This is a genomic window from Labrys sp. (in: a-proteobacteria) (genome assembly GCF_047605565.1).
Taxonomy (GTDB): domain Bacteria; phylum Pseudomonadota; class Alphaproteobacteria; order Rhizobiales; family Labraceae; genus Labrys; species Labrys neptuniae.
Genome location: NZ_JASGFM010000039.1, coordinates 1 through 26,192 on the forward strand (window position 1 = coordinate 1; position 26,192 = coordinate 26,192).

Genomic DNA, 26,192 nt, shown 5'->3' on the forward strand with positions numbered 1-26,192 from the left:
CTCAGCGACATGTCTTCATGTCGCTGAGATGTCCGCGCTCCGATTACTCCCGAGCAAGGTCGGAGCTGCGCTCGACCAGGTCCTTGATGTCTTGGCCGAGCTGCTCGAAGCCGAAGCGCAGGGCGTAGAGGCGGCCGACCTCCTCGCTTTGCAGGTCCCGCAGCACGCCGGCACCGCGCAGCTTGTCCATGGCGGCGACATAGGCGGAAAGGCTGGCATCGAAGCCCGCGGCATCCGGCCCGAGAAAGCCGCGCCGCAGGGCTTCGGCGATGCCGCGCAGCAGGCCGACGGTCGCGTCCCGCATCGCCTCCAGAGGCTCCGTGAGGGTCGGCGCCACCCGCTCCGGCAAAGCGCGCACGCAGACGCGGGCGATGATGACGAGATCGTGCCGGACACGGTAGAGCGTGCGCGCCATCGGCTCGGGATCGATGGCATGACTGAGATGGGCGCTGCGCTCGCGCACCGTCTCCTCGACGGCGGCATCGATCTGGCGCAGGCTCGCACGGATGCGCTTGTTGATGCCGGCAAGCTCCGGCCGGCCCTTGCCGTCGAGGAGGCTGCCGGTCAGGGCAAGCAGGAGCTCGGCATTGAGATCGGCCACGCGTGCGGCCGCGGCGGCAAGCGCGCCCTGCGCCCGCGCCGGTAAAACGAACAGGGCGACGCCGACGCCGACGACGATGCCGAGCGCGATCTCCGCCACGCGCTCGGCGGCATAGGCATAGGGCGGCAGCAGCGTGCCGCCCGCCGGGATCAACACGATCAGCGCGGTGATGGGTGCCACCCGGAAGCTCGGCCGCAGCGCCGAGGCCACCGCCATCGGCGCCACAGCGGTCAGTACCGCAAGGCCCAGCGCGACATTGCCCTCATGGTGCGGCAGCACCACCGACACCACCGCGCCCCACAGGGCCCCGAGCAGCGTACCGGCCATCCGGTCCATCGCCGCCTTGACCGAGCCGCCAAGGCTTGCCTGCATGACGATGATGGAGGTGATCACCGCCCAGCTCGACTGGGAAAGGTCCACCAGCTTGACCGCAACGAAAGTCAGGCCTGCCGCCACCGTGACGCGCACGGCCAGGGCCAGTTCCATGCGCTTGGCCGCGAACCATTTGAACAGGCGAGCCGTGGCACCAGCGCCGATCATCATCAACCCATCACATCCTTTGCAAGATGCGATGGTAGAAAGGTTCGAGCGGAGCGCAAGGGCCGGCTCTCTGATCGTGGGGGGCGGGTCTTCAGACCCGCCGTCTCGGCTCTGCTGGCGGCGTGGTTCCAGGCCGGTCCGAAGACCGGCCCCCCAAGACCTTGACGTGCCAGCCGGTGAGGTCCATGTCATCCCCAAACGAAACCAGCGGTGCCCGATGATCCCGTCCTATGCGCGCTTTGGCCTGATGTCCCGTCGCCCTACCGTTCCCGTCGATGTCGGCGGCGTCCTGGTCGGCGGCGGCGCGCCCATCGTGGTGCAATCGATGACCAACACCGACACGGCCGATATCGACGGCACGGTACGGCAGGTCGCGGCATTGGCCCGCGCCGGCTCTGAAATGGTGCGCATCACGGTCGATCGCGACGAAGCCGCCGCTGCGGTGCCGCGCATCAAGGAAAGGCTGATGCGCATCGGCGTGACCACGCCGATCATCGGGGATTTCCACTATATCGGCCACAAGCTCCTGGCCGACCATCCCGCCTGTGCGCAGGCGCTCGACAAATACCGCATCAATCCCGGCAATGTCGGCTTCAAGGACAAGCGCGACCGCCAGTTCGGCGCCATCATCGAGATGGCGATGCGCCACGACAAGCCGGTGCGCATCGGCGCGAACTGGGGCTCGCTCGACCAGGAGCTGCTCACCCATCTGATGGACGAGAACGCCAGGAGCGAGGCGCCGGTCGACGCCCGCACAGTGACCTGGGAGGCGCTGGTGCAGTCGGCCCTGCTCTCGGCCGATCGTGCGGTGGAGATGGGCCTGCCCAAGTCCCGCATCATCATCTCGGCCAAGGTCTCGGCGGTGCAGGATCTCATCGCGGTCTACAGCGAGATGGCCAGCCGTTCCGACTATGCCCTGCATCTCGGCCTCACCGAGGCCGGCATGGGCTCGAAAGGCATCGTCGCCTCGGCCGCCGCTCTCTCGCCGCTGCTGCAGGCCGGCATCGGCGACACCATCCGCGTCTCGCTCACGCCCGAGCCCGGCGGCGATCGCACCCAGGAAGTCAAGGTCTCCCAGGAGATCCTGCAGGTGATGGGCATCCGCACCTTCGTGCCGCTGGTGGCCGCCTGCCCCGGCTGCGGCCGCACCACCTCGACCGTGTTCCAGGAACTCGCCCAGAGCATCCAGGGCTTCATCGTCGAGTCCATGCCGGACTGGAAGACACGCTATCCGGGCGTCGAGACGCTGAAGGTCGCGGTGATGGGCTGCATCGTCAACGGCCCCGGCGAGAGCAAGCATGCCGATATCGGCATTTCCCTGCCCGGCACCGGCGAGACGCCGACCGCACCGGTGTTCATCGACGGCCAGAAGGCCGCAACCCTGCGCGGCCCCGGCATCGCCGACGAATTCAAGCAGATGGTGATCGATTATATCGAGAACCGCTATGGCGTCAGGCCGGCGGCGGAGTAACCCCTGGGAACGGTGATTTCCGGGTGCACGGGCATCTTGCCCGTTCTTGGAAATACTGCGCTTGCGGTAAGGAATAACGGGCAAGATGCCCGTGCACCCTGAAGCTGTTCCCGGGCTTACCGATATCGGTCGATCAGGTCCCGCGCCGAGAAAGCGCCGTTGTTTCCTTTGCCTCGCCCGGTATTGCCGTCGAGCACGCCGATATCCCGCAGCAAATGATCCGAGAGATCATAGGGACCGATGAAGCGGGGCCTGATGAATGTCTCATTCGGCTTGGCCACGCGTTCGCTATCCGCATGACCGCAATAAGACTGCCCTATGCGATTGAATTGAACGGCCGTCATGGCCAAATCTCCTGTGCGGCAATTAGCAATATCTGACAGGGATATTCCCATTCCGCGCGGGATGTGGCTAATTGAAGCTCGATTTGGAGCCATAAAACAGGCTTATCGCAAATGACCCTTCCGCTTCCTCCCCTCACCGCCATCCGGGTGTTCGAGGCCGTGGCACGGCACCAGAGCTTCACGCGCGCCGCCAACGAACTCGGCATGACCCAGGCCGCCGTGTCCTACCAGATCAAATTGCTCGAGGAACGTTTCGGAGGCCCGCTCTTCCTGCGCCGCCCCAAGCAGGTCGAGCTCACCGAGGCCGGCCAGCGCCTGGCGCCGGCGGTGAGCGAAGCCTTCTCCCTGCTCGCCCAGGCCTATGCCTCGGCGCGCGGTGATGCGGAGGGCGTGCTCACGGTCACGGCCTCGATCACCTTCGCCACGACCTGGCTGGCCCGCCATGTCGGCGCCTTCCAGATCCGCTACCCTTCCCTGGCCGTGCGGATCGACGCCATCAACCAAGCAGTCGACTTTGCACGCAGCGACATCGATCTCGCCATCCGCCATGGCGACGGCAACTGGCCGGGCCTGTGCAGCCATCGCCTGCTATCGGGTGAATACTCCCCCATGCTCAGCCCGAAGCTCGCCGCCACCATCGGCGGCGTGAAGCAGCCAGCCGATCTCCTGCGCCTGCCACTGCTCGATCCCGGCGACACGTGGTGGGACGATTGGTTCGACCTCGTCAAAGTCGCCCGCCGCCCCAGGGGCCCTTCGCGCAGCGAAGTGCAGTCCGCACCGCCAATCACGCGCGGGCAGGATCGCTTCGGCGGTGTCCATCGCGGGCCCGTGGAGATTCCCTGCATCGGCTCACAGGCCTTCGTCGGAACCGCCGCACTCGACGGCCAGGGCGTCGCCATCCTCTCCTGCGCCCTCTGGGCCCAGGATCTGGCGGAAGGGCGGCTGATCCAGCCCTTTCATCAAGTCGCCGGCGAACATTCCTTCTACCTGGTCTATCCCGAAGCCCGCCGCAACCTGCCGAAGATCCGCGTCTTCCGCGACTGGATCCTGGAGGAGGTCGGCAGGACCGCCAGCCTCGGCAACCGGGGTGAAGAGGCCATGGCGTCTTAAGACGATCAAGAAGCCGCTTTCCTTCCGCCCCCCTCTCTATCGATAGCGATCGATCAGAGCGCGGGCGCTGGCGTCAGGCTCAGGCCGATCGTTCTTCGCATGGCCATCGATAACACCGATGTCGCACAACAGGTGATCGGAGAGCTCACGCAGCGCCTCCCTCAATAAGGCTGGCCGACGGGCCGGCTGCGTCTCGCCATGCCCCGTATCGGCCCTATATGAATAAGCTTGCCCTATACGTTCTATCCGCGCCACTATCATGGCCAAATCTCCAGATCGGCCCTGCTTTTGGCCGTTTCATCCGGAGATTTTCCATGAATTTCGGGTTCTGACGAATTGAAGCTCAAGCAGTACCCATAAAGAGAGCTGATGCATCGTGAGCACTTTGCTGCCGCCGCTGGCCGCTATCCGAGTCTTCGAGGCCGTGGCGCGGCATCTGAGCTTCACCCGTGCGGCCGCCGAGCTCGGCATGACCCAGGCTGCCGTCTCCTACCAGATCAAGCTCCTGGAGGAACGTTTCGGCGGGCCGCTCTTCCTGCGCAAGCCGCGCCAGATCGAGCTCAGCGCAGCCGGCCAGCGCCTGGCGCCGGCGATCACCGACGCCTTCGCCCTGATGGCGGAGGCCTATGCAGCGGCCCGCGGCGGCGTCGAGGGTGTGCTGACCGTCTGCGCCAAGGTGAGTTTCGCCACCAGCTGGCTTGCCCGCCATATCGGCGCCTTCCAGCTCGCCCACCCCACTTTGGCAGTCCGTATCGAAGCGACCGACCGTGCTATCGACTTCACCCGTGAAGAAACCGATGTCGCCATCTTCTTCGGCACCGGGGACTGGCCCGGCCTGCAGGCCCACCGCCTGCTCCCGGGGGACTACACGCCCATGCTCAGCCGCAACCTCGTCGCTCGTCTCGGCCCGCATTACACGCCGGCCGATCTTTTGCGCATCCCCCTTCTCGATCCCGGCGATTACTGGTGGCGCGAATGGTTCGAAGCAGCCGGCGTCAGCTATGAAATGCCCAAGCTCGTCTACAATCTCAGCAGCCAGGCGGTGATCAACGCGGCGGCCAAGGCTGGACAGGGAGCTGCCATCCTCTCGACCGCCCTTTACGACGACGACCTCGCCGAGGGCCGGCTGATCCAGCCTTTCGAGCTGGTACTGCCGAGCGATCGGGCCTTCTACCTGGTCTATCCCGAAATGCGCCGCAACCAGCCCAAGATCCGCACTTTCCGCGACTGGATCCTGGCGGAGCTGGCTGATACAGCGGGGTAGAACGCTAGGCCTTCCCCCTTGCAGGCTATCGGCTGCACACATCTCAATATTGGCAGTATTGAGCGCGGGTAATCCTTCCCCGGCTTCGGGGAAGGATTACCCGCGCCTTTTCTTGCCACGTCGAGATGTGTGAATCCGGCAGCCCGCAAGGCGGAAGGTTCTCATGCCTATTTCGGCCTGAGCCCGCGGCGACGGACCGGCTCGGGCACCGGCTGCACCAGTTCCGGCGGCGTCGGGCTGAGAGGTCCCCGATAGCCGAGGGCCGCAAGGTGCTCGCCCATATGGTCAGGTGGCGCTGCTTCCGCCGTGACAGCCGGCTTCTTGGGCAGGATCGGCACGCTCACGCCTCGGGCATGCAGATGCAGCACCGGGCCGCCCTCGCGCGGCGCGCTGCCATAGATCGGATCGCCGACGATCGGAAAGCCGGAGGCGGCGCAATGCAGGCGCAGCTGATGGGTACGGCCGGTGCGCGGCTTCAGCTCCAGCCAGGTATGTTCCCCCGCCCGACCCAGCACACGGAAATCGGTCTGTGCCGGCAAGCCGTCCTCGGCCGGCTTCATCCACCAGCCGCGCTCGGGCGACCGCCGGGCGATCGGCATGTCGATCAGGCCACTGTCCTCGGTCGGGCCGCTCTCGACCACCGCCCAATAGGTCTTCTCGACGCCGCCCTTGGCGAAGAGATCGTTGAGAGTGCGCAGGGGCCTGGCATGCCGCCCGAGCACCAGGCAGCCGGACGTATCCTTGTCGAGCCGATGCGCCAGCTCCGGATTGCGAGGCAGGCCGAAGCGCAGCTGCTCCAGCATGGCCGTGAGATTGGGCCCGCCTTTCGGCCCCGCATGCACGGGCAGGCCGGCAGGCTTGTCGAGGATCAGGATCAGGGCGTCGCGGTGAATGAGCCGCGTGGTCAAATCGAGCGATATCATCGCTTAGCGCTATCGTGATCGGGCATTGTCGGCTAGAGGTTCCTTCAACATGAGACCATTTTTCGGTGGCAGGTTGGCCACCCAAGAGCAAAACGCGTCGACGACCGAGCGCATTTTGCTCTAACTTCTTGTTTTGACGCGTCTTTGCGATTCTAGGCGATTCCGCCTGATCGCAAAACGCTTTTGGGATTCAGACCGTTTCGATGACTGAGAGCGACAAGCAAAAGCCCGGCTTCTTTTCACGGCTGTTCGGGCGAGGCGCCACGACGCCGGAAACCGAGACCAGGCCCGAGCCAGCCGCCGAGCAGGCGACGCCGGCTCCCGTCGAGGAATCCGGCACGGCGCCAGAACCAGCACAGGCGCCGCTCGAGGCCCTGATCGAACCCGTGCCCCTGGCCGCGGCCGAATTGATCGTTCCCCTGGAACCCGGGTCGCCTGCACCACCAACTCCTGCGCCGCCAGCTCCTGCGCCGGCACCGCCTCCCGCACCGGAGCCGTCTCCAGCTCCGCGCACCAGCGAGCCGGCCTCGCCGCCCGCGCCCGCCGAGAAGAAATCCTGGTGGCGCCGCCTGCGCGACGGCCTGTCGCGTTCGTCCAACGCCATCAGCCGCGGCATCACCGACATCGTGCTCAAGCGCAAGCTCGATGCCACCACGCTCGAGGAGTTGGAGGACGTCCTGATCCAGGCCGATCTCGGCGTCGACGTCTCCACCCGTATCGCCGCCGCGATCGGCAAGGGGCGCTTCGATCGCCAGATCTCGCCAGAGGAGGTTCACCAGGTCCTGGCCAGCGAGGTCGAGGCCATCCTCACCCCGGTGGCCAAGCCCCTGGAGATCGACCGGTCCCACAAGCCCTTCGTTCTCCTGATGGTCGGCGTCAACGGCTCGGGCAAGACCACCACCATCGGCAAGCTCGCCGCCAAGTTCAGCGCCGACGGCCTCAAGGTGACGCTAGCGGCCGGCGACACCTTCCGCGCCGCCGCCATCGAGCAGCTCAAGGTCTGGGCCGAGCGCACCCGCTCGCCCATCGTGGCTCGCGAGCAGGGTGCCGATTCCGCGGGTCTCGCCTTCGACGCCCTCAAGGCCGCGCAGGAAAACGGTTCCGACGTGCTGCTGATCGACACCGCCGGGCGGCTGCAGAACAAGGCCCAGTTGATGGACGAGCTCGCCAAGGTGGTGCGCGTGATCAGGAAGATCGACGCGAGCGCGCCCCACGCGGTGCTGCTGGTGCTCGACGCTACCGTCGGCCAGAACGCCATCTCGCAGACCGAGATCTTCGGCAAGACCGCTGGCGTCACCGGCCTGGTGATGACCAAGCTCGATGGCACGGCGCGCGGCGGCATCTTGGTGGCCTTGGCCGCCAAATTCGGCCTGCCCGTGCATTACATCGGCGTCGGCGAGGGCATCGATGACCTCGAACCCTTCTCTGCCCGGGACTTCTCCCGCGCCATTGCCGGGATGGAGTGAGCCATGACCGCTGAAACCGCAGGCGCTCCGCGCCAGAAGGTCAATCCCGTCCTCAAGCTCGTGCTGGAAATGGGGCCGCTGGTCCTGTTCTTCCTCGCCAATTACAAGCCGGAATTGTTCAAGCCCCTGGTCGAGCGCTTCATGGCGCCGGCCCTGTTCGAGGGGCCGAGCGGCAACATCTTCACGGCCACCGCCGTGTTCATCCCGGCCACAGTGATCGCGCTCATCGCCGGCCTCGTGCTCACCCGGCACATTCCGGTGATGCCGCTGGTCTCGGGCATCTTCGTGCTGGTCTTCGGTGTGCTGACGCTCTGGCTGCAGGACAAGACCTTCATCAAGCTCAAGCCGACCATCGTCAACACGCTGTTCGGCCTGATCCTGCTGGGAGGCCTCGCCTTCGGCAAGCCCCTGATCCGCATCGTCCTCGATGCTGCCTTCGACCTCAAGCCCGAGGGCTGGCGCAAGCTCACCCTGAACTGGGGCCTGTTCTTCCTGTTCCTGGCGGTGCTCAACGAAATCGTCTGGCGCAACTTCTCGGATGATTTCTGGACCAATTTCAAGGTCTTCGGCACCATGCCGATCACCCTGATCTTCGCCGCCACCCAGGTGCCGATCCTGATGAAATACGAGGTGAAGCCGGACAGCCCTGACGCTACCGAGCAAAGCAAGACCTAGGTCGATCATGCGTCTTTGGGTCTTGTCGGATCTCCACGTCGATAACAGCCCCTATACGCTTGCTCCAACACCTGCCGGGGCCGATGCCGTCGTCATTGCCGGCGATGTCTGCAACCGCCTCCATGACCGGGCTTTGCCTTGGCTCGCGCAGCATGTCCTGCCCCGCGGCCTGCCGCTGATCTATGTTCCCGGCAACCACGACTTCTATCGGGAGAACGTGGAAACGGAACTGCGCAAAGCCCGCGATCGGGCGCGGCTGGAAGGTATTCACCTGCTTGCCGAGGGAGAGACTCTCACCGCCAGCGGGGTGCGCTTCATCGGCGCCACGCTGTGGACCGACTACGCCGTGGCGGGCAGCCCCTTTCAGGGGCAGGTCGCCGCAGGCATGCAGATGAACGACCACAAGCTGATCCGGACCGGGCCCAACTATCGGCGCTGGCAAACCAGGGACGCTCTGCTCAGCCATGGCCGGCACCGGTCGGCAATCGCAAACACCCTTGCCCGGCCGTTCAACGGCCCCAGCGTGGTGATCAGCCATCACGCCCCGCACCCCCATTCGCTCTGGCAGAATGCCGTCAGCGAGCCGATCGATGCGGCCTATGCCAGCGATCTGACCTCCCTGATTGCCGAATACCGGCCGCACCTTTGGATACATGGTCACATTCATGCCAGCCGCGACTATCGCGTGCATGACACCCGCATCGTCAGCAATCCGCGCGGCAACATCTATGCCTATCGAAGGGGCAAGCAATCCATCATCGAAGTGGAGAACCCGAACCACGATCCGAGCCTTGTCGTGGAGGTTTGAAGCCGGGCAAGGCGAGAAGCGGCCGGCAGGACGATCAACCTTGAAACCGGGCGAGTACTGCCGATACCATCAGGGGGTGCTATCGAGCCGTCTGTCGCCCCCGGGGTGACCGTGGCCAAATCTGAGGCGACAGCATTGACCAGGCAGTTTGCATATACGGTATTTCAGGGGCGGGCTGGCGATCACAACGATCTGGCCATGCCGGGAGCCCGGGCGATCGGCGACGCCTTGGCACGGCGGACGGGCATCGCGCCTTTCGTGGTCGGCACGCCGGAACCTGCGCTGAATACCGGCTGGCGCGAGGAACTGGACGTCGCGCTGCCGGCGCTCAAACAGTTGCAGGCCCGCTTCGACGACGTGCTGGCGAAGGGAGACGTCTCCATTGCAGCCACCAGCCGCTGCGCGGTCTCGCTCGCGACACTGCCGGCCGTTGCCAGGCATCGTCCCGATGCCTGCATCGTCTGGTTCGACGCCCATGGCGATCTCAATACGCCGGAGGCCTCGGCTTCGGGCTTTCTTGGCGGTCTCGCCATTTCCGGTCCCGCCGGACTTTGGGACTCGAGTCTGGGAGCAGGCTTGAGCCTCGACCGGCTCGTTCTCGTGGGCCAGCGCGATCTCGACCCATTCGAGCAGGATTTGATCGACAGGCACGGCATTCCGCTGGTCGAGCCACGCGGCGACCTGGCCGCCGAATTGCGCAAGGCGATTGCCGGCCGTCCGGTCTATGTGCACCTGGATTGCGACGTGCTGAATCCGGGCGTCGTTCCGACCGACTATGCTTGCGAAGGCGGCCTGTCGCTCGCCGATCTCCGCGCTTGCTGCGAGGTGATCGCCGAGCAGGCCTTCGTGGGCATCGAGATCGCCGAGTTTCAATATGCCTGGGAACCGGGAGGGGAAGCCTTCTCCCCCGACCCGCTTCTCGATGCCCTGGCGCCGATCCTGGCGCAGTAACCCGATCCGGTCTACCGACTCACTTGAACCACTTGTCGTAGATCTTCTGGTAGGCGCCCGTCTCGATCGACTGGTGCAGCCATTGATCGACGAACCCCTTCAGGCCGATGTCGCGCTGCAGCCAATAGGCTTTCTCGGCAAAATTGAAAGGCTTGTCGGGATGCACGGCGCACAGCACGCCCGGATGCAGCTTTTCCTGATAGAGGGTCTCGGAGGCGTCTGTCATCATCAGGTCGGCCCGCCCCGCCGCCACCTCGTCGAAGATCTTGGTGTTGTCGGGAAAGATCACGATCTTGGCCTGCTTCAGGCTGGCGCGGGCGAATTTCTCGTTGGTGCCGCCCGGATTGGCAACGACCGTCACCCCTGGCTTGTCGATATCCTGAAGTGTCTCGAACTTGCCCTTGTCGGCGCAGCGGGCGATCGGCGTCTTGCCCTCGCGCATATAGGGGGTGGAGAACAGGCCCTTCTTCTGGCGATCGAAGGTCACCGACACGCCGCCCATGGCGACGTCGAATTTGCCGGCTTCGAAATCCGCCGACAGATTGGACCAGGTCGTCGGCACGATCTCGAGCTTCACGCCGAGTGTCTCGGCGAGGCTCTTGGCCTGATCGATGTCGAAACCGGAGAACTCGCCGCTCGCCGGATCCTTGTAGCTGAAGGGGCGGTAGTCGCCGGTGGATCCTACCTTGAGCACGCCGGATGCCAGCACGGCGTCGAGCCCCGGTGCCGACGGCGCCTCCCGTGCGATCGCGGCGGGCGCAAGGCAAAGCAGGCCGAGACAGACGACAAGCAAACGAAGCATGTGATTCCCCCAAATGGTTTGTTGCGGGCAGCATAAAGCTGCGAGCCCCTCGTTCAACCCATGAGGAGGATCCGTTGTCAGCGCGCGCCCTCGCCCCTATTCGGGCACGAACAGGCGCGGCAGCTTGAGGCCAGGCAGGAAGGCACCGGCGCGGATCTTGCCGTCGGCGATGGTCAGGGGCACTTCGACCGCTGCCTTGCCATCGATGTTGGTGGGCTTGCCCAGCACGGGCAGGCCGACGGTGAGGGTCGTCGCCACCATATCTGGCACCCGGCCCGATTGCTTGAGCGTCTGGGCGAGTTCCGGCACGCCGGCGAGGGCCACCGTCAGGTCGCCGGAGGGAAAGCCGCTGGTTTCCAGCCCGACTGTGCCGGTTGCCTTGACGACGCTCGGGCCACGCTCGACCTGGGCCTGCGTGATGGTCAGCGTGCCACCGGCGGCGGCCCAATCGCGCAGGCGCTCGGGCATCGGCATGGGCCTGAGGTCGATCTTGGTGATCACCCCGCGGAAAGTCCCTTTCATCGGGGAAGGAGCGCCGAGGAAATCGTCGAGCGGCGCGATCGCCTTGGCGTCGACATCGGCGGCAAGATCATAGGCGCCCGGCGCGGCATTGGTGCCCTCGGCCAGGCGGATATGGACCTCGACATTGCCCTCCTCGACCAGATTGACGGCCTGGTCACCGCGCTTGACGGTACCGCTGAGGCCCTTGATCACCACCGCGGCATTCTGCGGCCCGGAAGTCCAGATCGACATGCTGGCCTCGGCGCTCTTCCAATCGGCGGTCAGCGTCGCTCCGGCATCGCTCTTGTCGACCAGCGTTACCGGTCCCTTGGCCTGGAGCAGCACCTTGTTGGGCTGGTAGACCTGGGCCACCGCATTCACCTCGGCGAGTGCGGCACTGAAGGGCCTATTGGCTCTGACGCTCTCCACCGTCGCCTGGCCGCAATGCATTTCCAGGCGGAAGGGATAGCCGCCGATGGTCTGCTCGCCGCATTTGATCTGGCGTCCGAGCTCGGCCTGCTTGGCCAGGAAGCGCGCCCATTCGGCCTCGAGCCGAGTGGAGGCGTACCACCAGAAGCCCGACCAGGCGATTGCGATCAGGGCGAACAGGATGGTCGGCAGATAGATGCGGCGGGAAGAACGGCGCGGCGCGGGATTGATCAGGTCAGTCGGCACGAAAGGGTCTCGCTAGAGCGTCTTGCGATTTGACGGGATCACCACGAATCGCAAAGACGCGTTGAAACAGGGAGTTAGAGAAAATAAGCGTTCGGTCACGAACGCGTTTTGCTCTAGGATTGGCCAGGTCGCGGATAGATATTTCGGCCTCTTGAATCAGCCTTGTTTTAGCGCAGGAATAACGTGATTCGAGACGAGGGCCCTCTATCGCGGAGAATTGGGCCAAAGTCAGGGCAATAGGAAACCTGCGAACGTGACGTCATCCATGCAAGATCTGATCGAAACCAGCCTGGAAGCGGCGCTTGCGCCCGAACGTCTGGTGGTACTGGACGAATCGGCTGCCCATGCCGGCCACGCCGGTCATCGCGAGGGCGGCGAAAGCCATTTCCGGGTGAAGATCGTCTCGCCGCATTTCAGCGGACGCAGCCGCGTCGAGCGCCATCGCCTGGTCAACGAAGCCCTGAAGCCTGCCTTTGCGCGCGGCGTTCATGCCCTGGCGATCGAAGCCAGCGCACCGGGCGAACCGGTGCGCTGGTAAAAACTCTGGCTTAGTTGGAGGCGATCGAGCCGGTGAAGATATCCGGCATCGGCGCGAAGCTGGCGACGCGCAGGGGCTTGACCGCGGCGCCGGTGAACTTGTCGGCCCGCAGGTCCTGATAGGCCGCCACGCCGAAGCGCACCACCACCGTCTTGGACGGCGCCGCGATCAGCGAAGCCGTGGTGCGCAGGTCCGGCTTGACCAGGGTCGCCTGCTGCTTGTTGCGGGCAGCGGAAACCGGCGCCGACAGCGAAGCGAAGTTCTGCTTCTCGAAGCGCGTCGCGATCAAAGCCGGCCGTGGCGGCCGGGCCGTGTTGGTCACGGGCGCCGGATCGGCGAAGCCGAGGGCGCGCTGCGACTGACGGTTGGCGCTACGCTTCATGAAGCCTTCGCTGCCCTGGGAAAGGTCTGCGAAGACCGGAGGCTTGGGATCGAGCACCGGCCGCGTCGCCGGCACCGCCGGCGGAGCATCCAGGGAAGCGAGCTGCACGGGGGCCGCCTGGCTCTCCTCGGCCGCCGTACCCGGACGCAGCGGCGGCAACGGCACATTGGCAGCCACCTCGCCACCCGCGCCATTCGCCCCGGTCTGCCAGATCATGCGCGGACCGGTATCGGCGGAGGCGAGCTGTGCCGTCGCAGCATCGGCAGCCTGTGCGGCGTCGATATCATTGGGACGGCGCTCGGGCAGCGGCACAGGCGCCATGCGACGCGGCGAGGTCGCCAATTCATCGGCCATCGCCATCTGCTGCATCGCCGGAGGAGCCACTTGAGCCGCCGGCTGCGGCGCCACGGCCGGTATGCGGGCACTGCTGCGCGTGGTCGGCGCATAGGCCTGGGCCACTTCGACCGGCGGGGCACTGGTGGTCGTATTGCTGCGCGAACCGAACAGGGCTGCGAAGAAGCCGCCGCCGCTGGTCTCGGCGACGTCATCCTCGCCGGCACCACCGCCAGCCGAGCCGCCATTGCGGCGAATTTCGTTCATCGCCAGTTGGTAGCCGGGCATCGGACGCCCGTCCGAAGGCACCAGCACCGTCTTGCCGTCGGGGAAGACGGAAGCGAGTTCGCTACGCGACATGCGCGGCCACATGCGTACGCCGCCGGAATCCATATGGACGAAGGGCGAGCCGGACGAAGGGTAGTAACCCACGCCGCCACGCTGCAGGCGAAGACCGGCGACCCGCAGCTTCGACAGCGACACGCCGGGAATGAAATAGTCGATCGCCTTGCCGAGCGTGTGCTGGCTGAATTTGGCGACGCCGCGCGAACGCCGGCGCAGCATGCCGTTGGTGCCGGGCGAGCGATAGCCGCAGACGATGTTGATCGGCTGGGAGGCGCCAACCTGGCGATAGACCAGCCACAGCGTATCGAGCGTGCGCGGATCCATGCGCACGGCCTGGTTCTGGCGCCAGTCGCGCATGAACCAGTCGATCTTCTTCAGCGCGGCGGAATCATAGGAGCCGTTACGCTTGTAGGTGATGTTGATGGTCTCGCCCGTATGCAGGTGGCGCATATAGAGCGAGCGAGTATCGCCATTGGCAATCGCGTCCTGCGTCGGCCCGACCAGAACCGTCGTCATCACGGTGGATGCGAGGGAAATGGCCAGAATGCGACCGGTACGCGAAACTTTGATCCGGGGCAAAAGGCTGAGTGGGTTCTGCACGATTAGCACTCTCGGCAAATAGGCGAGGGAACCAGAGCCGAGCGTATTTCCACAAATGGGACGCTCGGCGCCAGGTCCGGATTGCCGGAGTCTTGCCGAGATTGGTTAAAGCACCGTTGATGCACCGTTCGACCCCTAATATCTAGCCGTTGAAACCGGCCTTGGGAGTGGCCTTTTGCTTGGGAAACGTGGCAAAAAGACGAACGCGGGTTGGCGAACGCCAACCCTTACCAAACATGGTAAATCGTTGCATAACAGATTTCAGCCGGGAAGGCCAAGCGCCGAAATCACCTTCCGGTCATATCCGTAGATGTCGTTGAGGCGCTGCAATTCGCCGTCACCGTCCACATAGGCGGTGAAATAAGCGATGTGGACCGGAATTTTCCTCTCCAAATCAATGCGCTGCTCTTCCCCGCCCTGCAGGCCGCGGACGCTGTCCTCAGTCCAGCCATTGCCCATCACGAGCTCGGCAAATTTATAGGGGTTATCCACACGCACGCAGCCATGGCTGAAGGCCCGTTCGTCACGCGAGAACAGGTTGCGCTGCGGCGTGTCGTGCAGATAGACCGAGAAATTGTTCGGGAACATGAACTTGATGAAGCCGAGCGCATTGCGCTCACCCGGCGGCTGGCGCACCTGCATCTGGCCGCCGACATAGCTCACTTCATAGCCCCGGCGCTCGAGATAGCCGGGATCCTGGGCGAGCTTGGGCATATATTCCTTCTTGATGATCGACTGCGGTACGTTCCAGGACGGATTGACCACCACGAAGCTCATCTGATCGGAGAAGATCGGCGTCGGCGTATTGGCCTTGCCGACCACCACCCGCGCCTCATAGCTCAGCACGCCGTCCTTGGTGAACCAGACCTTGTACTCGGGCACGTTCACGAAGACATTGGTCAGGCCCATGTCATGGGGCAACCAACGCCAGCGCTCCATATTGGCGATGATCTCGCTCTCGGTATTGACGCGCGGCTGGCGCAGGGCCGCATTGAGGGCGACCACCGTGGCTGGACCAAGCGTGCCGCTGGCCTTGAGATTGCGGGTGGCCTGGAAGTCGCGCACCGCCGCCTGCAATGCCTCGTCATAGACATCGCTGTCGGCATCGCTGGCCGTCAGGCCGAGGCGCGTGCGCAGCACCGCAACCCGGGTGTCCGTCATGCCCACCTTCAGCGTGGGACCGGCAGGAACTTCCGGCAGAGTGGCTTCGGCGGCGGCGGCATTGGCGGCCCTGACGTCGGCCAGCTTCTGCTTCAGCGCCAGGTATTGCGGCGAGGCCGGATTGTAGCCGTCAAGCACCGTGACAGGATCGGAGGCGATCGCCACCGAAGCGAGCGCCGCCACCGGGTCGGGCATGTTGGGAGCCTTGGCGATGTCGCGGCTGATCTGCCGGGTGTCGACCCGGCCCGAGGAAGCCTGGCGGACATAGGTAAGGACAGCCGCGCTCAGCGCGATCTCGGCATCCGCCTGGGCATCGGCGCTCGCGCCGCTCAGGGCGTTGAGCCCGGCAACGCGGAAAGCCGAGGCGTCAAGGCCATCCTCGCCTGCGCGGTTCATGCGATCGACCAAGGCCTTGGCCGCGGGCGTGAGCGCACCATTGTCGATCCAGAGCGGCGTCGCGCCGCGCAGCGCGTAGAAATCGCTGATGGCCTGCGCGTCGGCGCCACGCTTGGCGACGTAATCGGCAAGCCTGGCGGCGAGATTCATGGTGACGGCGGCAGGAGCAACCGATGGCGCGGGAGCAGGCGTGCTGGCCTCAGCGGGCGGCACGGGCTCAGCCTTGGGCTCGACCTTGGGTGCCTGCGTCTCGGCCGGAACGGCAGCGGGGATTTCCGGGGTCGGTGCCATGCTGGGGGCGGGCTGCCCGGCCGGCGAAGCGGTAGCCACGGACTGGGAACCCGTCGGCGTGGCCCCGTCCTTGGGGGCCGTTGCGGAGATCGAGGACGGCGTGTCCGGGGCAACGGCCGTCTCGGCCGGCTTCGGTGCCATTTCGACGGGAGCCGGCACCGGAACGGGGCCGACCGGCGCGGGCGCAAGGGTCGCGGTCGAAGCCGGTGCGGCGTCCGGCTTGACATGCTGCACGCTCACCCGCTCCTGCGGCGAAGCGGCGGCCGGCGCGGTCTGCGGCACGGCCGGGGCGAAGGCGCTCTGCTTTTCGCCGGCACTCAGGCCGGGAACCGACGGCGCGGCAGCATCGGGCTTATGGCTGGTGGGCGTACCGCTGTCTTGGGCATAGGCCGGGAGCAATATGGCGCTCAAGCTCAAAGCCAGAGCGACCGAACTCAACAAATTAGCGCGGTAACTCATAAGATTCCTCAATCTCCGGCGCCCAATGTCCCAACGCCGCCTGCAATTGTGTCGATAGTGACAAGTACCATGCCAGATTCAAGACAAATTCTGGTGTGCAAACGATCACATAACCGTTCACGCCGCCTGGTGAGACTCGCCCGTTTCTCCGGCTCTCACGCCGATCGACGCTTCGTCAAGCCCAAGTTCCTTGAGCTTGCGATAAAGCGTGGATCGTCCGATGCCGAGCTTGCGCGCGACTTCGGTCATCTGCCCGCGATGATGGCGGATGGCAAATTTCAGCATGTCCGTTTCCAGCGATTCCAGCGTGCGGACGTCCCCTCGCGCATCGAGCATGGTCATGGTGTGGGGTTCGCGCACCGTGATGATCTCGCGCAGCGGTGTCCCGGTGATCATGGCCGGACCGATGTGCACCGGCTTGGGCGGCAGCAGCGGCGCAGAAGGGATGCGCACGTCGAACCCATCCACGCGGGCGGCGATCTGCGGCAGGTCCGGCACGCCGATCTCGTCGCCTTCAGCGAGAATCACCGCGCGATACATCGCATTTTCGAGTTGGCGCACATTGCCGGGCCAGTCATAGGCCGTGAGCAGCGCCTGGGCCTCGGCGCTGATGCTGCGTACGGCCTTGCCTTCCTCGGCCCCGAAGCGTGCGAGAAAATGCCAGGCAAGGTCGGCGATATCCTCACGCCGCACCCGCAGCGCCGGCAGCATGATCGGGAAGACATGGAGGCGATAATAGAGGTCTTCGCGGAACAGCCCCGCCTTGACCAGATCGATCAGGTTGCGGCTGGTCGAGGAGATCAGGCGGAAATCCGTACGCACAGCCCGCCGGGCGCCGAGCGGTTCGATCTCGCCGCTGCGCAGCGCGTCGAGCAGCTTGACCTGCAGGACGGGCGACAATTCGCCGACATTGTCGAGAAAGAGCGTGCCGCCATGGGCCTCCGCCAGCTTGCCGGCCTGCTTGTCGACGGCACCGGCCGCGTTCTTGTCCTGGCCGAACAGGATGCGTTCGGCCTCGGCCTCCGGCAGGGTGCCGCAATTGACGGCCACGAACGGCCGGCCGCGGCGTTCGCCGCCGCCATGGATCGCCTGCGCCACCATCTGCTTGCCGGTGCCCGCTTCGCCCTCGATCAGCACGGGAATGGTCGACCCCGCCGCTTTCTCGGCCAGGCGCACCACCCGCTCCATCTCCGGACCGCGGGCAACCAGATCCTTGAGGCCGAGCTGACCCGTGACGCGCTTGGCGAGCACGGCCACTTCGCGTTCCAGCGCGCGGTGCTTGAGAGCATTGCGGATCGAGGCCTGCAGACGCTCCGCCCCCACGGGCTTGACCACGAAATCGGCCGCACCCGCCTTCATCGCCGAGATTACGGCATCGATCGAGCCGTGGGCCGTCTGCACGATCACCGGAACCTGCAGGCCGCGGGCCCGCATGCGGCCGAGCACGCCCATGCCGTCGAGATCAGGCATCACCAGGTCCAGGACGAGAAGATCGATCTTGCCGCCTTCGAGTTCACGCAGCGCCGCTTCGCCACTGTCGACAAGGCAGGCATGATAGCCAAAACGCCTCACCATGGCCTCGAGAAGCCGGCATTGCACCGGATCGTCGTCGGCGATCAGAACAGTCGAGCCCATCAATCCCCCGTCCCATTTCATCCGGCGCAGCGATCGGATGCCGATCCCTGCGGAAACCCGGCATCGCCGCGCGCCAGCACGAGGCCACCCTCCGGAGAGGCGCCACGATTTCACCCGGGCGAAGCGCCCCGTGTGCCGTTTCGGATCATCTAGGAGGAGAAGCGTGAAGGACTGCTTAACGACGTTTCATCAAAGTCACATTCCGCTGAGATGGTTGAAACCGCGGCCGCGAACGGCGATATGTGGGATCATCACGGGGCCGTATCGCCGGCCCGGCTTTGTTGCAAACACGGAGTGTCAGCCTCCGGCTGGCATTCAGGAATGCCGTTCGAACGATAACCGCAATCGTAGTGCCAAGCGGTCTCAAGGAGTTTTCATGGCCGGCCAATCTTTTTCCGCATCCTCCGGTTCCTCTTCATCCGAGGCATCCAAGGCTGATTCGCCGGAGACCAGGGCCGACCGGAAGGGCAGCGAACTCGGCCGATTGCCTGAATGGAATCTCGCCGATCTCTACCCGGGCATCGATTCGCCCGAGATTGCCGCCGATCTCGACAGGGGCCTGGCCGACTGTCTTGCCTTCGAGGAGGCCCATAAGGGCAAGCTCGCCGAGATTCTGGCCGGCAAGGAGGGCGCCCGCCGTCTCGCCACCATCATCAAGACCTATGAGGGCCTCGAGGACAGGCTCGGGCGCATCGCCTCCTTCGCTGGCCTCGTCTATGCCGGCGACACCACCGATCCCGTCCGCGCCAAATTCTATGGCGACGTGCAGGACAAGCTGACCACCGCCTCCTCCCACCTCCTGTTCTTCACGCTGGAGCTCAACCGCATCGACGATGCGGCCTTGGCCGAGGCGGTCGAGCAGCAGACCGAAGAAGACTTGGCGCTCGCCCATTGGAAGCCCTGGCTCGACGACATCCGCATCGAGAAGCCCTATCAGCTCGAGGATCGCGTCGAGCAACTGTTCCACGACAAGTCGGTCACCGGTCGCGGAGCCTGGAACCGCCTGTTCGACGAAACGATCTCGGGCCTGCGTTTCCGGGTGGAGGACAGTCAGGAACTGACGCTGGAGCCGACCCTGAACCTGCTGCAGGATCCCTCCCCGGCCAAGCGCGAGAAGGCGGCCCATGCCCTCGCCCGCACCTTCAAGGATAATCTCAGGCTGTTCACCCTGATCACCAACACGCTGGCCAAGGACAAGGAGATCTCCGACCGCTGGCGCGGCTTCGAGGATGTCGCCGATTCGCGCCATCTGTCGAACCGGGTCGAGCGCGAGGTGGTCGATGCGCTGGTCTCGGCGGTGCAGGAAGCCTATCCGCGCCTGTCGCATCGCTACTATCGCCTCAAGGCCAAGTGGTTCGGGCTCGACCAGCTCAACCACTGGGACCGCAATGCGCCGCTGCCCAAGGTCGAGAGCACGCCGATTAAGTGGGAAGATGCGCGCGGCACCGTGCTGGAGGCCTATGCCGGTTTCTCGCCGCGCATGGCCGGCATCGCCCAGCGCTTCTTCGACGAGAACTGGATCGATGCGCCCGTCCGCCCCGGCAAGGCGCCCGGCGCCTTCGCCCACCCGACCGTGCCTTCGGCCCATCCCTATGTGCTGCTCAACTACCAGGGCAAGACGCGCGACGTGATGACGCTGGCCCATGAGCTCGGCCACGGCGTCCACCAGGTACTGGCAGGCCACAACGGCGCGCTGATGGCGCCGACGCCGCTGACCCTGGCCGAGACCGCCTCGGTGTTCGGCGAGATGCTGACCTTCCGCGCCTTGCTGGCAGGGGCGGCCAGCCCGGCGCAGAAGAAGGCCATGCTCGCCGCCAAGGTGGAGGACATGATCAACACGGTGGTGCGCCAGATCGCCTTCTATTCCTTCGAGCGCAAGGTACATGTCGAGCGCCGCCAGGGCGAGTTGACCGCCGACCGCCTCGGCGAGATCTGGCTGTCCGTTCAAGAGGAAAGCCTCGGGCCGGCCATCAAGATCGGGCCGGGCTACGAGACCTTCTGGACTTACATCCCGCACTTCATCCACTCGCCCTTCTACGTCTATGCCTACGCCTTCGGCGACTGCCTGGTGAATTCGCTCTATGCCGTCTACGAAAAGGCGCATGACGGCTTTGCCGAACGCTATCTCGCCATGCTGGCGGCCGGCGGCACCAAGCATCATTCCGAACTGCTCGCCCCCTTCGGCCTCGACGCGCGCGATCCTGCCTTCTGGCAGATCGGCCTCAACCTGATCGAGAGCATGATCATAGAGCTCGAAGGAATGGAGTGAGGCTGACAGCGCTGCAGGCAGCGGCTTTACTGCCTCACCCTTCTCCTCTCCCCGCCGGGGGGAGGCAATGACTGGTGCCGAGCGAGACGATGCCAGCCCCGACTTGATCGCAACACCGAAGTCTCCCTCTCCCGGGCCGGGAGAGGGTGTTGCGGACTGCGGCCATCCTCATCCCGCGGCAATCGCCTCCAGCTCCACCAGCCAGCCCGGTTCGAGCGTTTCAACCACGATGGCCGTGGTCGGGATGCGGCGGCTGCCAAGAGCCTCGAGCCGCGCCGCCTGATTGGCTTCGACATAGGCGGCATCGCGCAAATAGCTGGTGACGCGCACCAGATTGTCCACGCCCATGCCGGCCTCGGCAAGGATGCGCCGGATATTGGACCATACGCAGTCGAGTTGCTCCGCCAGACCGGCGGGCGCCCTCCCCGCCAGATCGAGGCCCATGGTACCGCTGAAGAAAAGCAGGCGCTGCGGCCTCACCACTTCCATGGCGTGGACGTAGTCCGGTGTCGCTTCATAGATGCCTTCAGCAGGATTTCGCACTATCATCTGCATGATCAGAGCTCCTTGGTTGGGCTATTCTGAGCAGAAAAATCTTCGATAAAAAGTGATTTTTGCCGAATGAAATCAAAAACGAAGGATCTTCAGCCGAATGAAAGGCCAGACCGTATCCTCGACGATTTCGACCGAAAGATCTTAAGTGCGCTGAGCGCGGATGCGCGCCAGACCTATGCCGAGATCGGCCAGAATGTGGGACTTTCCGCTCCGGCCGTGCATGAACGCGTCAAGCGGCTGCGCGAATCCGGCGTGCTCAAGGGTACGACGGCCGTTCTCGACGCCCAGGCCATCGGCAAGCCCTTCCTCGCCTTCGTGCATGTCGACACCGAGGGCTGGGGCAAGAGCGAACGCATGATGACACTGCGCCGCTTTCCCGAGGTGGAAGAGATGCATTCGGTAGCCGGCGATACCGGCGTGGTCATGAAGGTCCGCACCCGACACGCGCGGGCCATGGAGCATTTCCTCTCCCAGCTCTATGTCCTGCCGGGCGTCAGGGGCACCAAGAGCTATGTGGTGCTCTCCACCTATCTGGAACGGGCAATCCAGCCCCTGGCCACCGAGGATTGGCCGGAAATCCCGCTGCCGCGGGATTAAGTTCAATATCCGGCTCTCCTGGGCGGCGTCCGCCTGCCCGCAATGCCCGTGCAATCCGCTCACCCTAGGTTGCGCCCGCATTCGGGAGCTGGACGATGATCCGCAGGAAGCAATGGGCTGCCAGGGCAGCCGGCTATGGGCTGCATGCCTATATCAGTGGCGTGATGCGCACCACGCGCTTCGCCCCTCTGCCGGGCGAGCAGCGGCCCTGGGAGAGGACGGACGGTTCCTTCATCGCACTGACCTGGCATGGCCAGCAAATGCTGAGCGTCGCAGCCCTGCGCGGGGCACCGCGCACCAGCGTGCTGGTCTCGCTGCATTTCGACGGCTCGGTGATCGCCACGGCACTGGCGCGGGCCGGCTACGGCACCATCCGCGGCTCGGGCACCCAGACCCGGGCCAAGATCCGGGGCAAATGCGGCATCCCCGCCTTCCTGGCGATGCGCCAGGCGCTGGAAACCGGCACCAATGTGCTGATGACGGCCGACGTGCCCAAGGTCGCGCGTGTCGCCGGCAAGGGCGCGGTGCAGCTGGCGCGGGCGACCGGACGGCCGATCTTCCTGTTCGCGGCGGTGACCAGCGCCCGCATAGACCTCGACAACTGGGACAAGGCCAGCCTGGTCCTGCCCTTCGGGCGCGGCTGTGTATTGTGGTCGGAGGCCCTCACCGTAGCCAGCGATGCCGACGCAGCAGAGATCGACGCGGTCAGCCATCGCATCACCATGGGGCTCGACGACCTGCACGCCGAAGCCCATCGGCGGCTGCGTTCCGGGAGCTGACGGCGCCCTTGCGCGTTTTGGCTGGATATTGCCGCGCTTTGGCATGGCTCTGCGTTCCGAGGAGGCAAGGGCTGCAGCTAAGAGGGACGAAGCCTCAAAGAAGTACGTTCCTTCCACGGCCGAACAGCGGACGCAAACATGGCAATTCTTCTCGGCCTGGCGGCAGCCCTGTGCTGGGGCGGCACGGATTTCCTCGGCGGCGCGGCGGCGCGGGCGCTCGGGGTGCGCCAGTCCCTGTTCTTCAGCCAGGCCATCGGCTTTGCCGGCCTGTCGCTGCTGGTCCTGGTCCTGCCTGGCATCCGCGGCCAGACGGCGTCGGCCCCGTCGGAGGCCTGGCTGTGGGGCCTTGCCGCCGCCCTCTGCAATTTCCTGGGCATGCTGGCCCTGCTGTCCGCCCTGGCTCGCGGCAAGGCCGCCCTGGTCGCCCCCCTCACCGCTACCTATGGTGTGATCACCACCTTGCTGTCACTGGCAACCGGCGAGATACTGGGCTGGTGGGCCCTGGCGGGCCTGGCGCTCTGTTTCATCGGGGTACCCTGCACGGTCTACGCGCCGGATGACGACAGCGCCTCGGCGGGTTCGAGGACTTCTCTGCGCCTAGCACTGGCGGCGGCTCTGTTCTTCGGTATCGGCTTCTGGCTGCAGGGACACCTGGCGCTGCCCGGGCTCGGCACCACGGCGACGCTGTGGCTGCTCTATGCCACCAATCTGATCTGTCTTGCCGGCATGCTCGCGGTGCGGCCGGCAGAGTTCCAGCCACCGCCTTCATCGCTCTGGCTCCTCATCACCGCGATCGGCCTGCTCAGCCTGTGCGGCTTCGGCACGCTGGCCCTGGGCGCGCTCACCGGGGCCGTCGCGGTGGTCACCGTGCTGAGCACGCTGTCCGGCGCTGTCACCGCCGCCCTCGGCGTGGTGCTGCGCGGCGAAAGGCTGTCGGCGCTGCAATGGTTCGGCATCGCCACCGCCCTTCTCGGCGTCCTCCTGCTCAGGATCGGGGGCTAGCCGGCGTCCCCGGCACCGCTGCCTCGTTCCGGCGCAAGGGCGACCAGCCGAGCGTCATGCCGGCCGCCGCGACCAGGATGGCGCCGGCACCAACCATCTGCAGCCAGTCCAGGCGGTGGCCGAAGGCGACGAGGTCGACCAGGATCGCCACCACCGGATAGATGAAGGAGAGCGCGCCGGTGAGGCTGGTCGGCAGCTTCTGGATGGCGCCGTAGAGCAGGATATACATCAGTCCGGTATGGACGATGCCGAGCGTGCCCAGGATGGCCCAGGTCTGTTCGCCGACGGGTGGATGGGATAGGCTGGCGAGCGGGGCCAGCATCAGGGTGCCCACGATCACCTGGATCAACGCGATCAGGTGCGGCGGCACGCCCTTGAGCTTCTTGGCGACCAGAGCGGCGATGGCATAGAAGAAGGCGGCGCCGAGCGCCAGGCCGATGCCGACCAGATAATCGGTCCCCGCAGCCCCGCTTTTGGCCTGCACGATGCCGAGCATGCCGGCAAAGGCGAGGCCGAGCCAGAACAGCTTTGACGCCGTCAACTTCTCCGAAAAGAACAGCACGCCGAAACCCACCAGCATGAAGGGCTGGGTGTTGTAGACGGCGGTGGCGATCGAGATCGAGGCGCGCGGATAGGCGGCAAACAGCATGAGCCAGTTCGCCACGATGGCGACGCCGCCGACCACGGCGAGGCCGATCTGCCGCACCGTGATGACGTCGCGCCTGAAAAGGCCGAGCCCCAGGCAGATCAAGGCGAGCGTGCCCGCCCCGAACAGGCAGCGCCAGAACACCACGTCGATGACCGGCTGGCCGGACAGGATGACGAACCAGCCGATCGTGCCGGATATGATCATGGCCGCCGTCATCTCGGCCGTTCCGCGGAGCTTGTCCATGGCATGCACCTCACAAAGGAGGCTGAATTCTATTCGGGCACCGTGCAGTTTTATATGGATAGGATTAGGCAAGATATGACATCCTCCTAAATCACGAAGGAAAAATCGTGGATTGGCATCATGCTTGATGAAGTGGACAAACGCATCGTCGACATTCTGGTCGAGAATGCCCGCATCTCGCTGAAGGAACTGGCGGGCCGGGTGAACCTGTCCTCCCCCTCGACCTCGGAACGTCTCAGACGCTTGGAGGAGCGCGGCGTGATCCGCGCCTTCACCGTGGACGTCGATCCGCAGGCCCTCGGCTATACGCTGCAGGCGATCGTGCGCATCCGCCCCCTGCCCGGCCAATTGCCCCGGGTGCAGAGGCTGATCGAGGAAATCCCGGAATTCTCCGAATGCGACAAGGTCACCGGCGACGACTGCTTCGTCGCCCGGCTGCACCTGCGCTCGATCGAACAGCTCGACGAGATCCTCGACCGCCTCATCGACAAGGCCGAGACCAACACCGCCATCGTCAAGTCGCAGCCGGTAAAGCGCCGCCTGCCGCCGCTGTGAGGGCGCGCTTCGCCGAGACGAGATCAGCGCAGGAACAGCAGGGCCCCCGTCGCCACCAGCAGCAGCCAGGCGATGCCGTCCCATTCCGTCAGCGAGGAGGATGGCGCCCGGCGACGAGCCCCGAACGCCGCCATCGCCTGCAGCACGGCAAACAGGGCGAGCAGCGCGGCGAAGGTCGCCGCAAAAGCCTTCGATCCACAGGCCGCCAGCAAGGCGGCGAAGAGGACTTCGGCAGCAAAGACGTGAATGGTTACCCTGGACACGATGTCCAGTTTTTTCGGGACTGAATGCGACATGGCGGAAGCGGTTCTGAAAATGCCTTGTTCTTACGCCGGCCCGCGAAAGCATTCGGTCGGACGAGGGAAAGATAAGGACGTTATCCTGCCCTGCCGCAATTGTTCGGCGGGCTGACATCGAAGGCATTTTATGAAATGGCATGCCCATTACACAAATAAATATTGTGTATTATTTGGAGCATAACGCGTAAGCAGGATATAAGGACACCGGCCCTGCTTTAGACAGGCGGTGCAATATCCCGGGGTCGCAGGCGTCGCGCCTGCAACGTCCTCACCTCAGTCGCAGCGCAGCAGGGAGGGCGGCGTACCGATGTCGGCGACCACTGCCTCGAAGCGGCGGGTTTCGGGATCGCGGACCAGGAGATGGCCGGAAGCGATGCCGAAATAGGCGCCGTGGAGCTGCAATTCGCCGGCATCGACGCGGCGGCGCACGCTGCCGAAGGTCATCAGATTGGCAAGGCTCTGTTCCACGGCGGCCAGAGCGAGGCGGGTGATGTAGTCTTCGGACGGCGTCTCGCCGGGATCCTCGAGCGTATCCACCGCCGGGGCGATGATCGACATCCATTTGCCGATGAAATCCCCGGAGGACAGCGGCGCCCGCTTCTCGGCGAAGGAGCGGATGCCGCCGCAGCTGGCATGGCCCATGATCACGATATGCTTGACCTTGAGCGCCTCGACCGCAAATTCCAGCGCGGCGCTGGTGCCGTGGAACTGGCCGCCCGCTTCATAGGGCGGCACGATATTGGCGACGTTGCGCACCACGAACAGCTCGCCGGGCCCGGCGTCGAAAATCACTTCGGGCGAGACCCGCGAATCACAACAGCCGATCACGAGCACTTCAGGGCTCTGCCCCGTGGTTCCCAAGGTCTCGTAGCGCTGGCTTTCCCGGGAGAAGCGATCACCAAGGAAAGACTTGTAGCCGGCGATGAGACTGTCGGGGAACATGGGATCTCCTCGGAGCGCGGACATCCTGTCC

25 protein-coding genes are annotated in these 26,192 nt (G+C 65.1%); 13 read left to right on the top strand and 12 right to left on the bottom strand.

The genetic code is table 11. The annotated features are described in order from the left end of the window. Positions 1-43: 43 nt before the first annotated feature. Positions 44-1,144 (bottom strand): FUSC family protein, encoded by a 1,101-nt coding sequence (locus QM672_RS25955; protein ID WP_415086067.1) that lies wholly within the window; start codon positions 1,142-1,144, stop codon positions 44-46. 214 nt (positions 1,145-1,358) lie between these two features. On the opposite strand from QM672_RS25955, the gene ispG reads away from it, so the two are divergent. Then, a complete protein-coding gene (gene ispG / locus QM672_RS25960) occupies positions 1,359-2,612 on the top strand; it encodes a flavodoxin-dependent (E)-4-hydroxy-3-methylbut-2-enyl-diphosphate synthase (RefSeq protein WP_415086069.1) in 1,254 nt (417 codons plus the stop codon). 116 nt (positions 2,613-2,728) lie between these two features. Here the strand turns inward: ispG and QM672_RS25965 are convergent, their stop codons facing one another. Then, positions 2,729-2,962 carry a hypothetical protein gene (locus tag QM672_RS25965; protein ID WP_311935846.1) on the bottom strand — a complete coding sequence of 78 codons (234 nt, stop codon included), beginning with the start codon at positions 2,960-2,962 and terminating at the stop codon, positions 2,729-2,731. A 105-nt stretch (positions 2,963-3,067) separates the two neighbouring features. Here QM672_RS25965 and QM672_RS25970 point away from each other — a divergent pair, with 105 nt between their 5' ends. Further along, positions 3,068-4,066 (top strand): LysR substrate-binding domain-containing protein, encoded by a 999-nt coding sequence (locus QM672_RS25970; protein WP_394312377.1) that lies wholly within the window; start codon positions 3,068-3,070, stop codon positions 4,064-4,066. 376 nt (positions 4,067-4,442) lie between these two features. Continuing rightward, positions 4,443-5,330 carry a LysR substrate-binding domain-containing protein gene (locus tag QM672_RS25975; protein WP_311935841.1) on the top strand — a complete coding sequence of 296 codons (888 nt, stop codon included), beginning with the start codon at positions 4,443-4,445 and terminating at the stop codon, positions 5,328-5,330. Between the two features lie 167 nt (positions 5,331-5,497). Here the strand turns inward: QM672_RS25975 and QM672_RS25980 are convergent, their stop codons facing one another. After that, entirely contained in the window at positions 5,498-6,253 is a 756-nt protein-coding gene (locus tag QM672_RS25980) for an RluA family pseudouridine synthase (RefSeq protein WP_415086072.1), read from the bottom strand. Between the two features lie 203 nt (positions 6,254-6,456). Between QM672_RS25980 and ftsY the strand changes: the two genes are divergently transcribed. The 4 genes from ftsY (at position 6,457) to QM672_RS26000 (ending at position 10,153) form a co-directional block, all read left to right on the top strand. Continuing rightward, entirely contained in the window at positions 6,457-7,719 is a 1,263-nt protein-coding gene (ftsY, locus tag QM672_RS25985; RefSeq protein ID WP_415086074.1) for a signal recognition particle-docking protein FtsY, read from the top strand. Between the two features lie 3 nt (positions 7,720-7,722). After that, complete coding sequence (locus QM672_RS25990) at positions 7,723-8,394, top strand: septation protein A (protein ID WP_367625946.1); 672 nt, start codon at positions 7,723-7,725, stop codon at positions 8,392-8,394. A gap of 7 nt (positions 8,395-8,401) precedes the next feature. Beyond that, positions 8,402-9,202 (top strand): metallophosphoesterase, encoded by an 801-nt coding sequence (locus QM672_RS25995; RefSeq protein WP_415086077.1) that lies wholly within the window; start codon positions 8,402-8,404, stop codon positions 9,200-9,202. A 198-nt stretch (positions 9,203-9,400) separates the two neighbouring features. Next, positions 9,401-10,153, top strand: a complete 753-nt coding sequence (locus tag QM672_RS26000; protein ID WP_415086079.1) for an arginase family protein — start codon at positions 9,401-9,403, stop codon at positions 10,151-10,153. Between the two features lie 19 nt (positions 10,154-10,172). Here QM672_RS26000 and QM672_RS26005 read toward each other — a convergent pair whose 3' ends face one another. Beyond that, a complete protein-coding gene (locus tag QM672_RS26005) occupies positions 10,173-10,955 on the bottom strand; it encodes a transporter substrate-binding domain-containing protein (protein ID WP_311935825.1) in 783 nt (260 codons plus the stop codon). Positions 10,956-11,051: 96 nt separating this feature from the next. Further along, the gene (locus QM672_RS26010; RefSeq protein ID WP_415086081.1) at positions 11,052-12,131 is read right to left on the bottom strand and encodes a DUF2125 domain-containing protein; all 1,080 of its coding nucleotides are present in this window, start codon (positions 12,129-12,131) and stop codon (positions 11,052-11,054) included. A gap of 265 nt (positions 12,132-12,396) precedes the next feature. On the opposite strand from QM672_RS26010, the gene QM672_RS26015 reads away from it, so the two are divergent. Then, positions 12,397-12,669 (top strand): BolA family protein, encoded by a 273-nt coding sequence (locus QM672_RS26015; RefSeq protein WP_415086083.1) that lies wholly within the window; start codon positions 12,397-12,399, stop codon positions 12,667-12,669. 10 nt (positions 12,670-12,679) lie between these two features. Here the strand turns inward: QM672_RS26015 and QM672_RS26020 are convergent, their stop codons facing one another. The 3 genes from QM672_RS26020 to QM672_RS26030 all read right to left on the bottom strand — a co-directional run bounded on the left by QM672_RS26020 (position 12,680) and on the right by QM672_RS26030 (position 18,271). Then, positions 12,680-14,245, bottom strand: coding sequence for a DUF882 domain-containing protein (locus QM672_RS26020; protein WP_311935818.1), 1,566 nt, complete (start codon positions 14,243-14,245; stop codon positions 12,680-12,682). A gap of 345 nt (positions 14,246-14,590) precedes the next feature. After that, positions 14,591-16,588 carry a L,D-transpeptidase family protein gene (locus QM672_RS26025; RefSeq protein ID WP_415086085.1) on the bottom strand — a complete coding sequence of 666 codons (1,998 nt, stop codon included), beginning with the start codon at positions 16,586-16,588 and terminating at the stop codon, positions 14,591-14,593. 165 nt (positions 16,589-16,753) lie between these two features. Further along, positions 16,754-18,271: a sigma-54-dependent transcriptional regulator gene (locus QM672_RS26030; protein WP_415086087.1), complete on the bottom strand. Its 1,518-nt coding sequence runs from the start codon at positions 18,269-18,271 to the stop codon at positions 16,754-16,756. A gap of 376 nt (positions 18,272-18,647) precedes the next feature. Between QM672_RS26030 and QM672_RS26035 the strand changes: the two genes are divergently transcribed. Beyond that, positions 18,648-20,540, top strand: coding sequence for a M3 family oligoendopeptidase (locus QM672_RS26035; protein ID WP_415086089.1), 1,893 nt, complete (start codon positions 18,648-18,650; stop codon positions 20,538-20,540). A gap of 168 nt (positions 20,541-20,708) precedes the next feature. Here the strand turns inward: QM672_RS26035 and QM672_RS26040 are convergent, their stop codons facing one another. Next, complete coding sequence (locus QM672_RS26040; RefSeq protein ID WP_367625953.1) at positions 20,709-21,095, bottom strand: RidA family protein; 387 nt, start codon at positions 21,093-21,095, stop codon at positions 20,709-20,711. A gap of 66 nt (positions 21,096-21,161) precedes the next feature. On the opposite strand from QM672_RS26040, the gene QM672_RS26045 reads away from it, so the two are divergent. The 3 genes from QM672_RS26045 to QM672_RS26055 all read left to right on the top strand — a co-directional run bounded on the left by QM672_RS26045 (position 21,162) and on the right by QM672_RS26055 (position 23,473). Continuing rightward, positions 21,162-21,692 carry an Lrp/AsnC family transcriptional regulator gene (locus tag QM672_RS26045; RefSeq protein WP_311935801.1) on the top strand — a complete coding sequence of 177 codons (531 nt, stop codon included), beginning with the start codon at positions 21,162-21,164 and terminating at the stop codon, positions 21,690-21,692. A gap of 95 nt (positions 21,693-21,787) precedes the next feature. Then, positions 21,788-22,471: a lysophospholipid acyltransferase family protein gene (locus QM672_RS26050; protein ID WP_311935795.1), complete on the top strand. Its 684-nt coding sequence runs from the start codon at positions 21,788-21,790 to the stop codon at positions 22,469-22,471. Between the two features lie 138 nt (positions 22,472-22,609). Beyond that, the gene (locus QM672_RS26055) at positions 22,610-23,473 is read left to right on the top strand and encodes an EamA family transporter (protein WP_415086092.1); all 864 of its coding nucleotides are present in this window, start codon (positions 22,610-22,612) and stop codon (positions 23,471-23,473) included. Here the strand turns inward: QM672_RS26055 and QM672_RS26060 are convergent. Then, positions 23,457-24,365 carry a DMT family transporter gene (locus QM672_RS26060; RefSeq protein WP_367625955.1) on the bottom strand — a complete coding sequence of 303 codons (909 nt, stop codon included), beginning with the start codon at positions 24,363-24,365 and terminating at the stop codon, positions 23,457-23,459. The two genes, QM672_RS26055 and QM672_RS26060, sit on opposite strands and share 17 nt — an antisense overlap. 120 nt (positions 24,366-24,485) lie before the next feature. Between QM672_RS26060 and QM672_RS26065 the strand changes: the two genes are divergently transcribed. Next, a complete protein-coding gene (locus QM672_RS26065; RefSeq protein WP_068298273.1) occupies positions 24,486-24,920 on the top strand; it encodes an Lrp/AsnC family transcriptional regulator in 435 nt (144 codons plus the stop codon). A gap of 23 nt (positions 24,921-24,943) precedes the next feature. Here QM672_RS26065 and QM672_RS26070 read toward each other — a convergent pair whose 3' ends face one another. Then, positions 24,944-25,216: a hypothetical protein gene (locus tag QM672_RS26070; protein ID WP_311935782.1), complete on the bottom strand. Its 273-nt coding sequence runs from the start codon at positions 25,214-25,216 to the stop codon at positions 24,944-24,946. Between the two features lie 276 nt (positions 25,217-25,492). Next, positions 25,493-26,161: a carbonic anhydrase gene (locus tag QM672_RS26075; RefSeq protein ID WP_311935778.1), complete on the bottom strand. Its 669-nt coding sequence runs from the start codon at positions 26,159-26,161 to the stop codon at positions 25,493-25,495. Positions 26,162-26,192 lie beyond the last annotated feature (31 nt).

What these genes read in the sequence shown, in the direction of transcription:
- QM672_RS25955 (WP_415086067.1), bottom strand. Translation starts at nt 1,144, where the DNA reads ATGATGATCGGCGCTGGTGCCACGGCTCGCCTGTTCAAATGGTTCGCG.
- ispG (WP_415086069.1), top strand. Translation starts at nt 1,359, where the DNA reads ATGATCCCGTCCTATGCGCGCTTTGGCCTGATGTCCCGTCGCCCTACC.
- QM672_RS25970 (WP_394312377.1), top strand. Translation starts at nt 3,068, where the DNA reads ATGACCCTTCCGCTTCCTCCCCTCACCGCCATCCGGGTGTTCGAGGCC.
- QM672_RS25980 (WP_415086072.1), bottom strand. Translation starts at nt 6,253, where the DNA reads ATGATATCGCTCGATTTGACCACGCGGCTCATTCACCGCGACGCCCTG.
- ftsY (WP_415086074.1), top strand. Translation starts at nt 6,457, where the DNA reads ATGACTGAGAGCGACAAGCAAAAGCCCGGCTTCTTTTCACGGCTGTTC.
- QM672_RS25990 (WP_367625946.1), top strand. Translation starts at nt 7,723, where the DNA reads ATGACCGCTGAAACCGCAGGCGCTCCGCGCCAGAAGGTCAATCCCGTC.
- QM672_RS25995 (WP_415086077.1), top strand. Translation starts at nt 8,402, where the DNA reads ATGCGTCTTTGGGTCTTGTCGGATCTCCACGTCGATAACAGCCCCTAT.
- QM672_RS26000 (WP_415086079.1), top strand. Translation starts at nt 9,401, where the DNA reads ATGCCGGGAGCCCGGGCGATCGGCGACGCCTTGGCACGGCGGACGGGC.
- QM672_RS26005 (WP_311935825.1), bottom strand. Translation starts at nt 10,955, where the DNA reads ATGCTTCGTTTGCTTGTCGTCTGTCTCGGCCTGCTTTGCCTTGCGCCC.
- QM672_RS26015 (WP_415086083.1), top strand. Translation starts at nt 12,397, where the DNA reads ATGCAAGATCTGATCGAAACCAGCCTGGAAGCGGCGCTTGCGCCCGAA.
- QM672_RS26020 (WP_311935818.1), bottom strand. Translation starts at nt 14,245, where the DNA reads ATGACGACGGTTCTGGTCGGGCCGACGCAGGACGCGATTGCCAATGGC.
- QM672_RS26030 (WP_415086087.1), bottom strand. Translation starts at nt 18,271, where the DNA reads ATGGGCTCGACTGTTCTGATCGCCGACGACGATCCGGTGCAATGCCGG.
- QM672_RS26035 (WP_415086089.1), top strand. Translation starts at nt 18,648, where the DNA reads ATGGCCGGCCAATCTTTTTCCGCATCCTCCGGTTCCTCTTCATCCGAG.
- QM672_RS26040 (WP_367625953.1), bottom strand. Translation starts at nt 21,095, where the DNA reads ATGCAGATGATAGTGCGAAATCCTGCTGAAGGCATCTATGAAGCGACA.
- QM672_RS26045 (WP_311935801.1), top strand. Translation starts at nt 21,162, where the DNA reads ATGAAATCAAAAACGAAGGATCTTCAGCCGAATGAAAGGCCAGACCGT.
- QM672_RS26050 (WP_311935795.1), top strand. Translation starts at nt 21,788, where the DNA reads ATGATCCGCAGGAAGCAATGGGCTGCCAGGGCAGCCGGCTATGGGCTG.
- QM672_RS26055 (WP_415086092.1), top strand. Translation starts at nt 22,610, where the DNA reads ATGGCAATTCTTCTCGGCCTGGCGGCAGCCCTGTGCTGGGGCGGCACG.
- QM672_RS26060 (WP_367625955.1), bottom strand. Translation starts at nt 24,365, where the DNA reads ATGGACAAGCTCCGCGGAACGGCCGAGATGACGGCGGCCATGATCATA.
- QM672_RS26065 (WP_068298273.1), top strand. Translation starts at nt 24,486, where the DNA reads ATGCTTGATGAAGTGGACAAACGCATCGTCGACATTCTGGTCGAGAAT.
- QM672_RS26070 (WP_311935782.1), bottom strand. Translation starts at nt 25,216, where the DNA reads ATGTCGCATTCAGTCCCGAAAAAACTGGACATCGTGTCCAGGGTAACC.
- QM672_RS26075 (WP_311935778.1), bottom strand. Translation starts at nt 26,161, where the DNA reads ATGTTCCCCGACAGTCTCATCGCCGGCTACAAGTCTTTCCTTGGTGAT.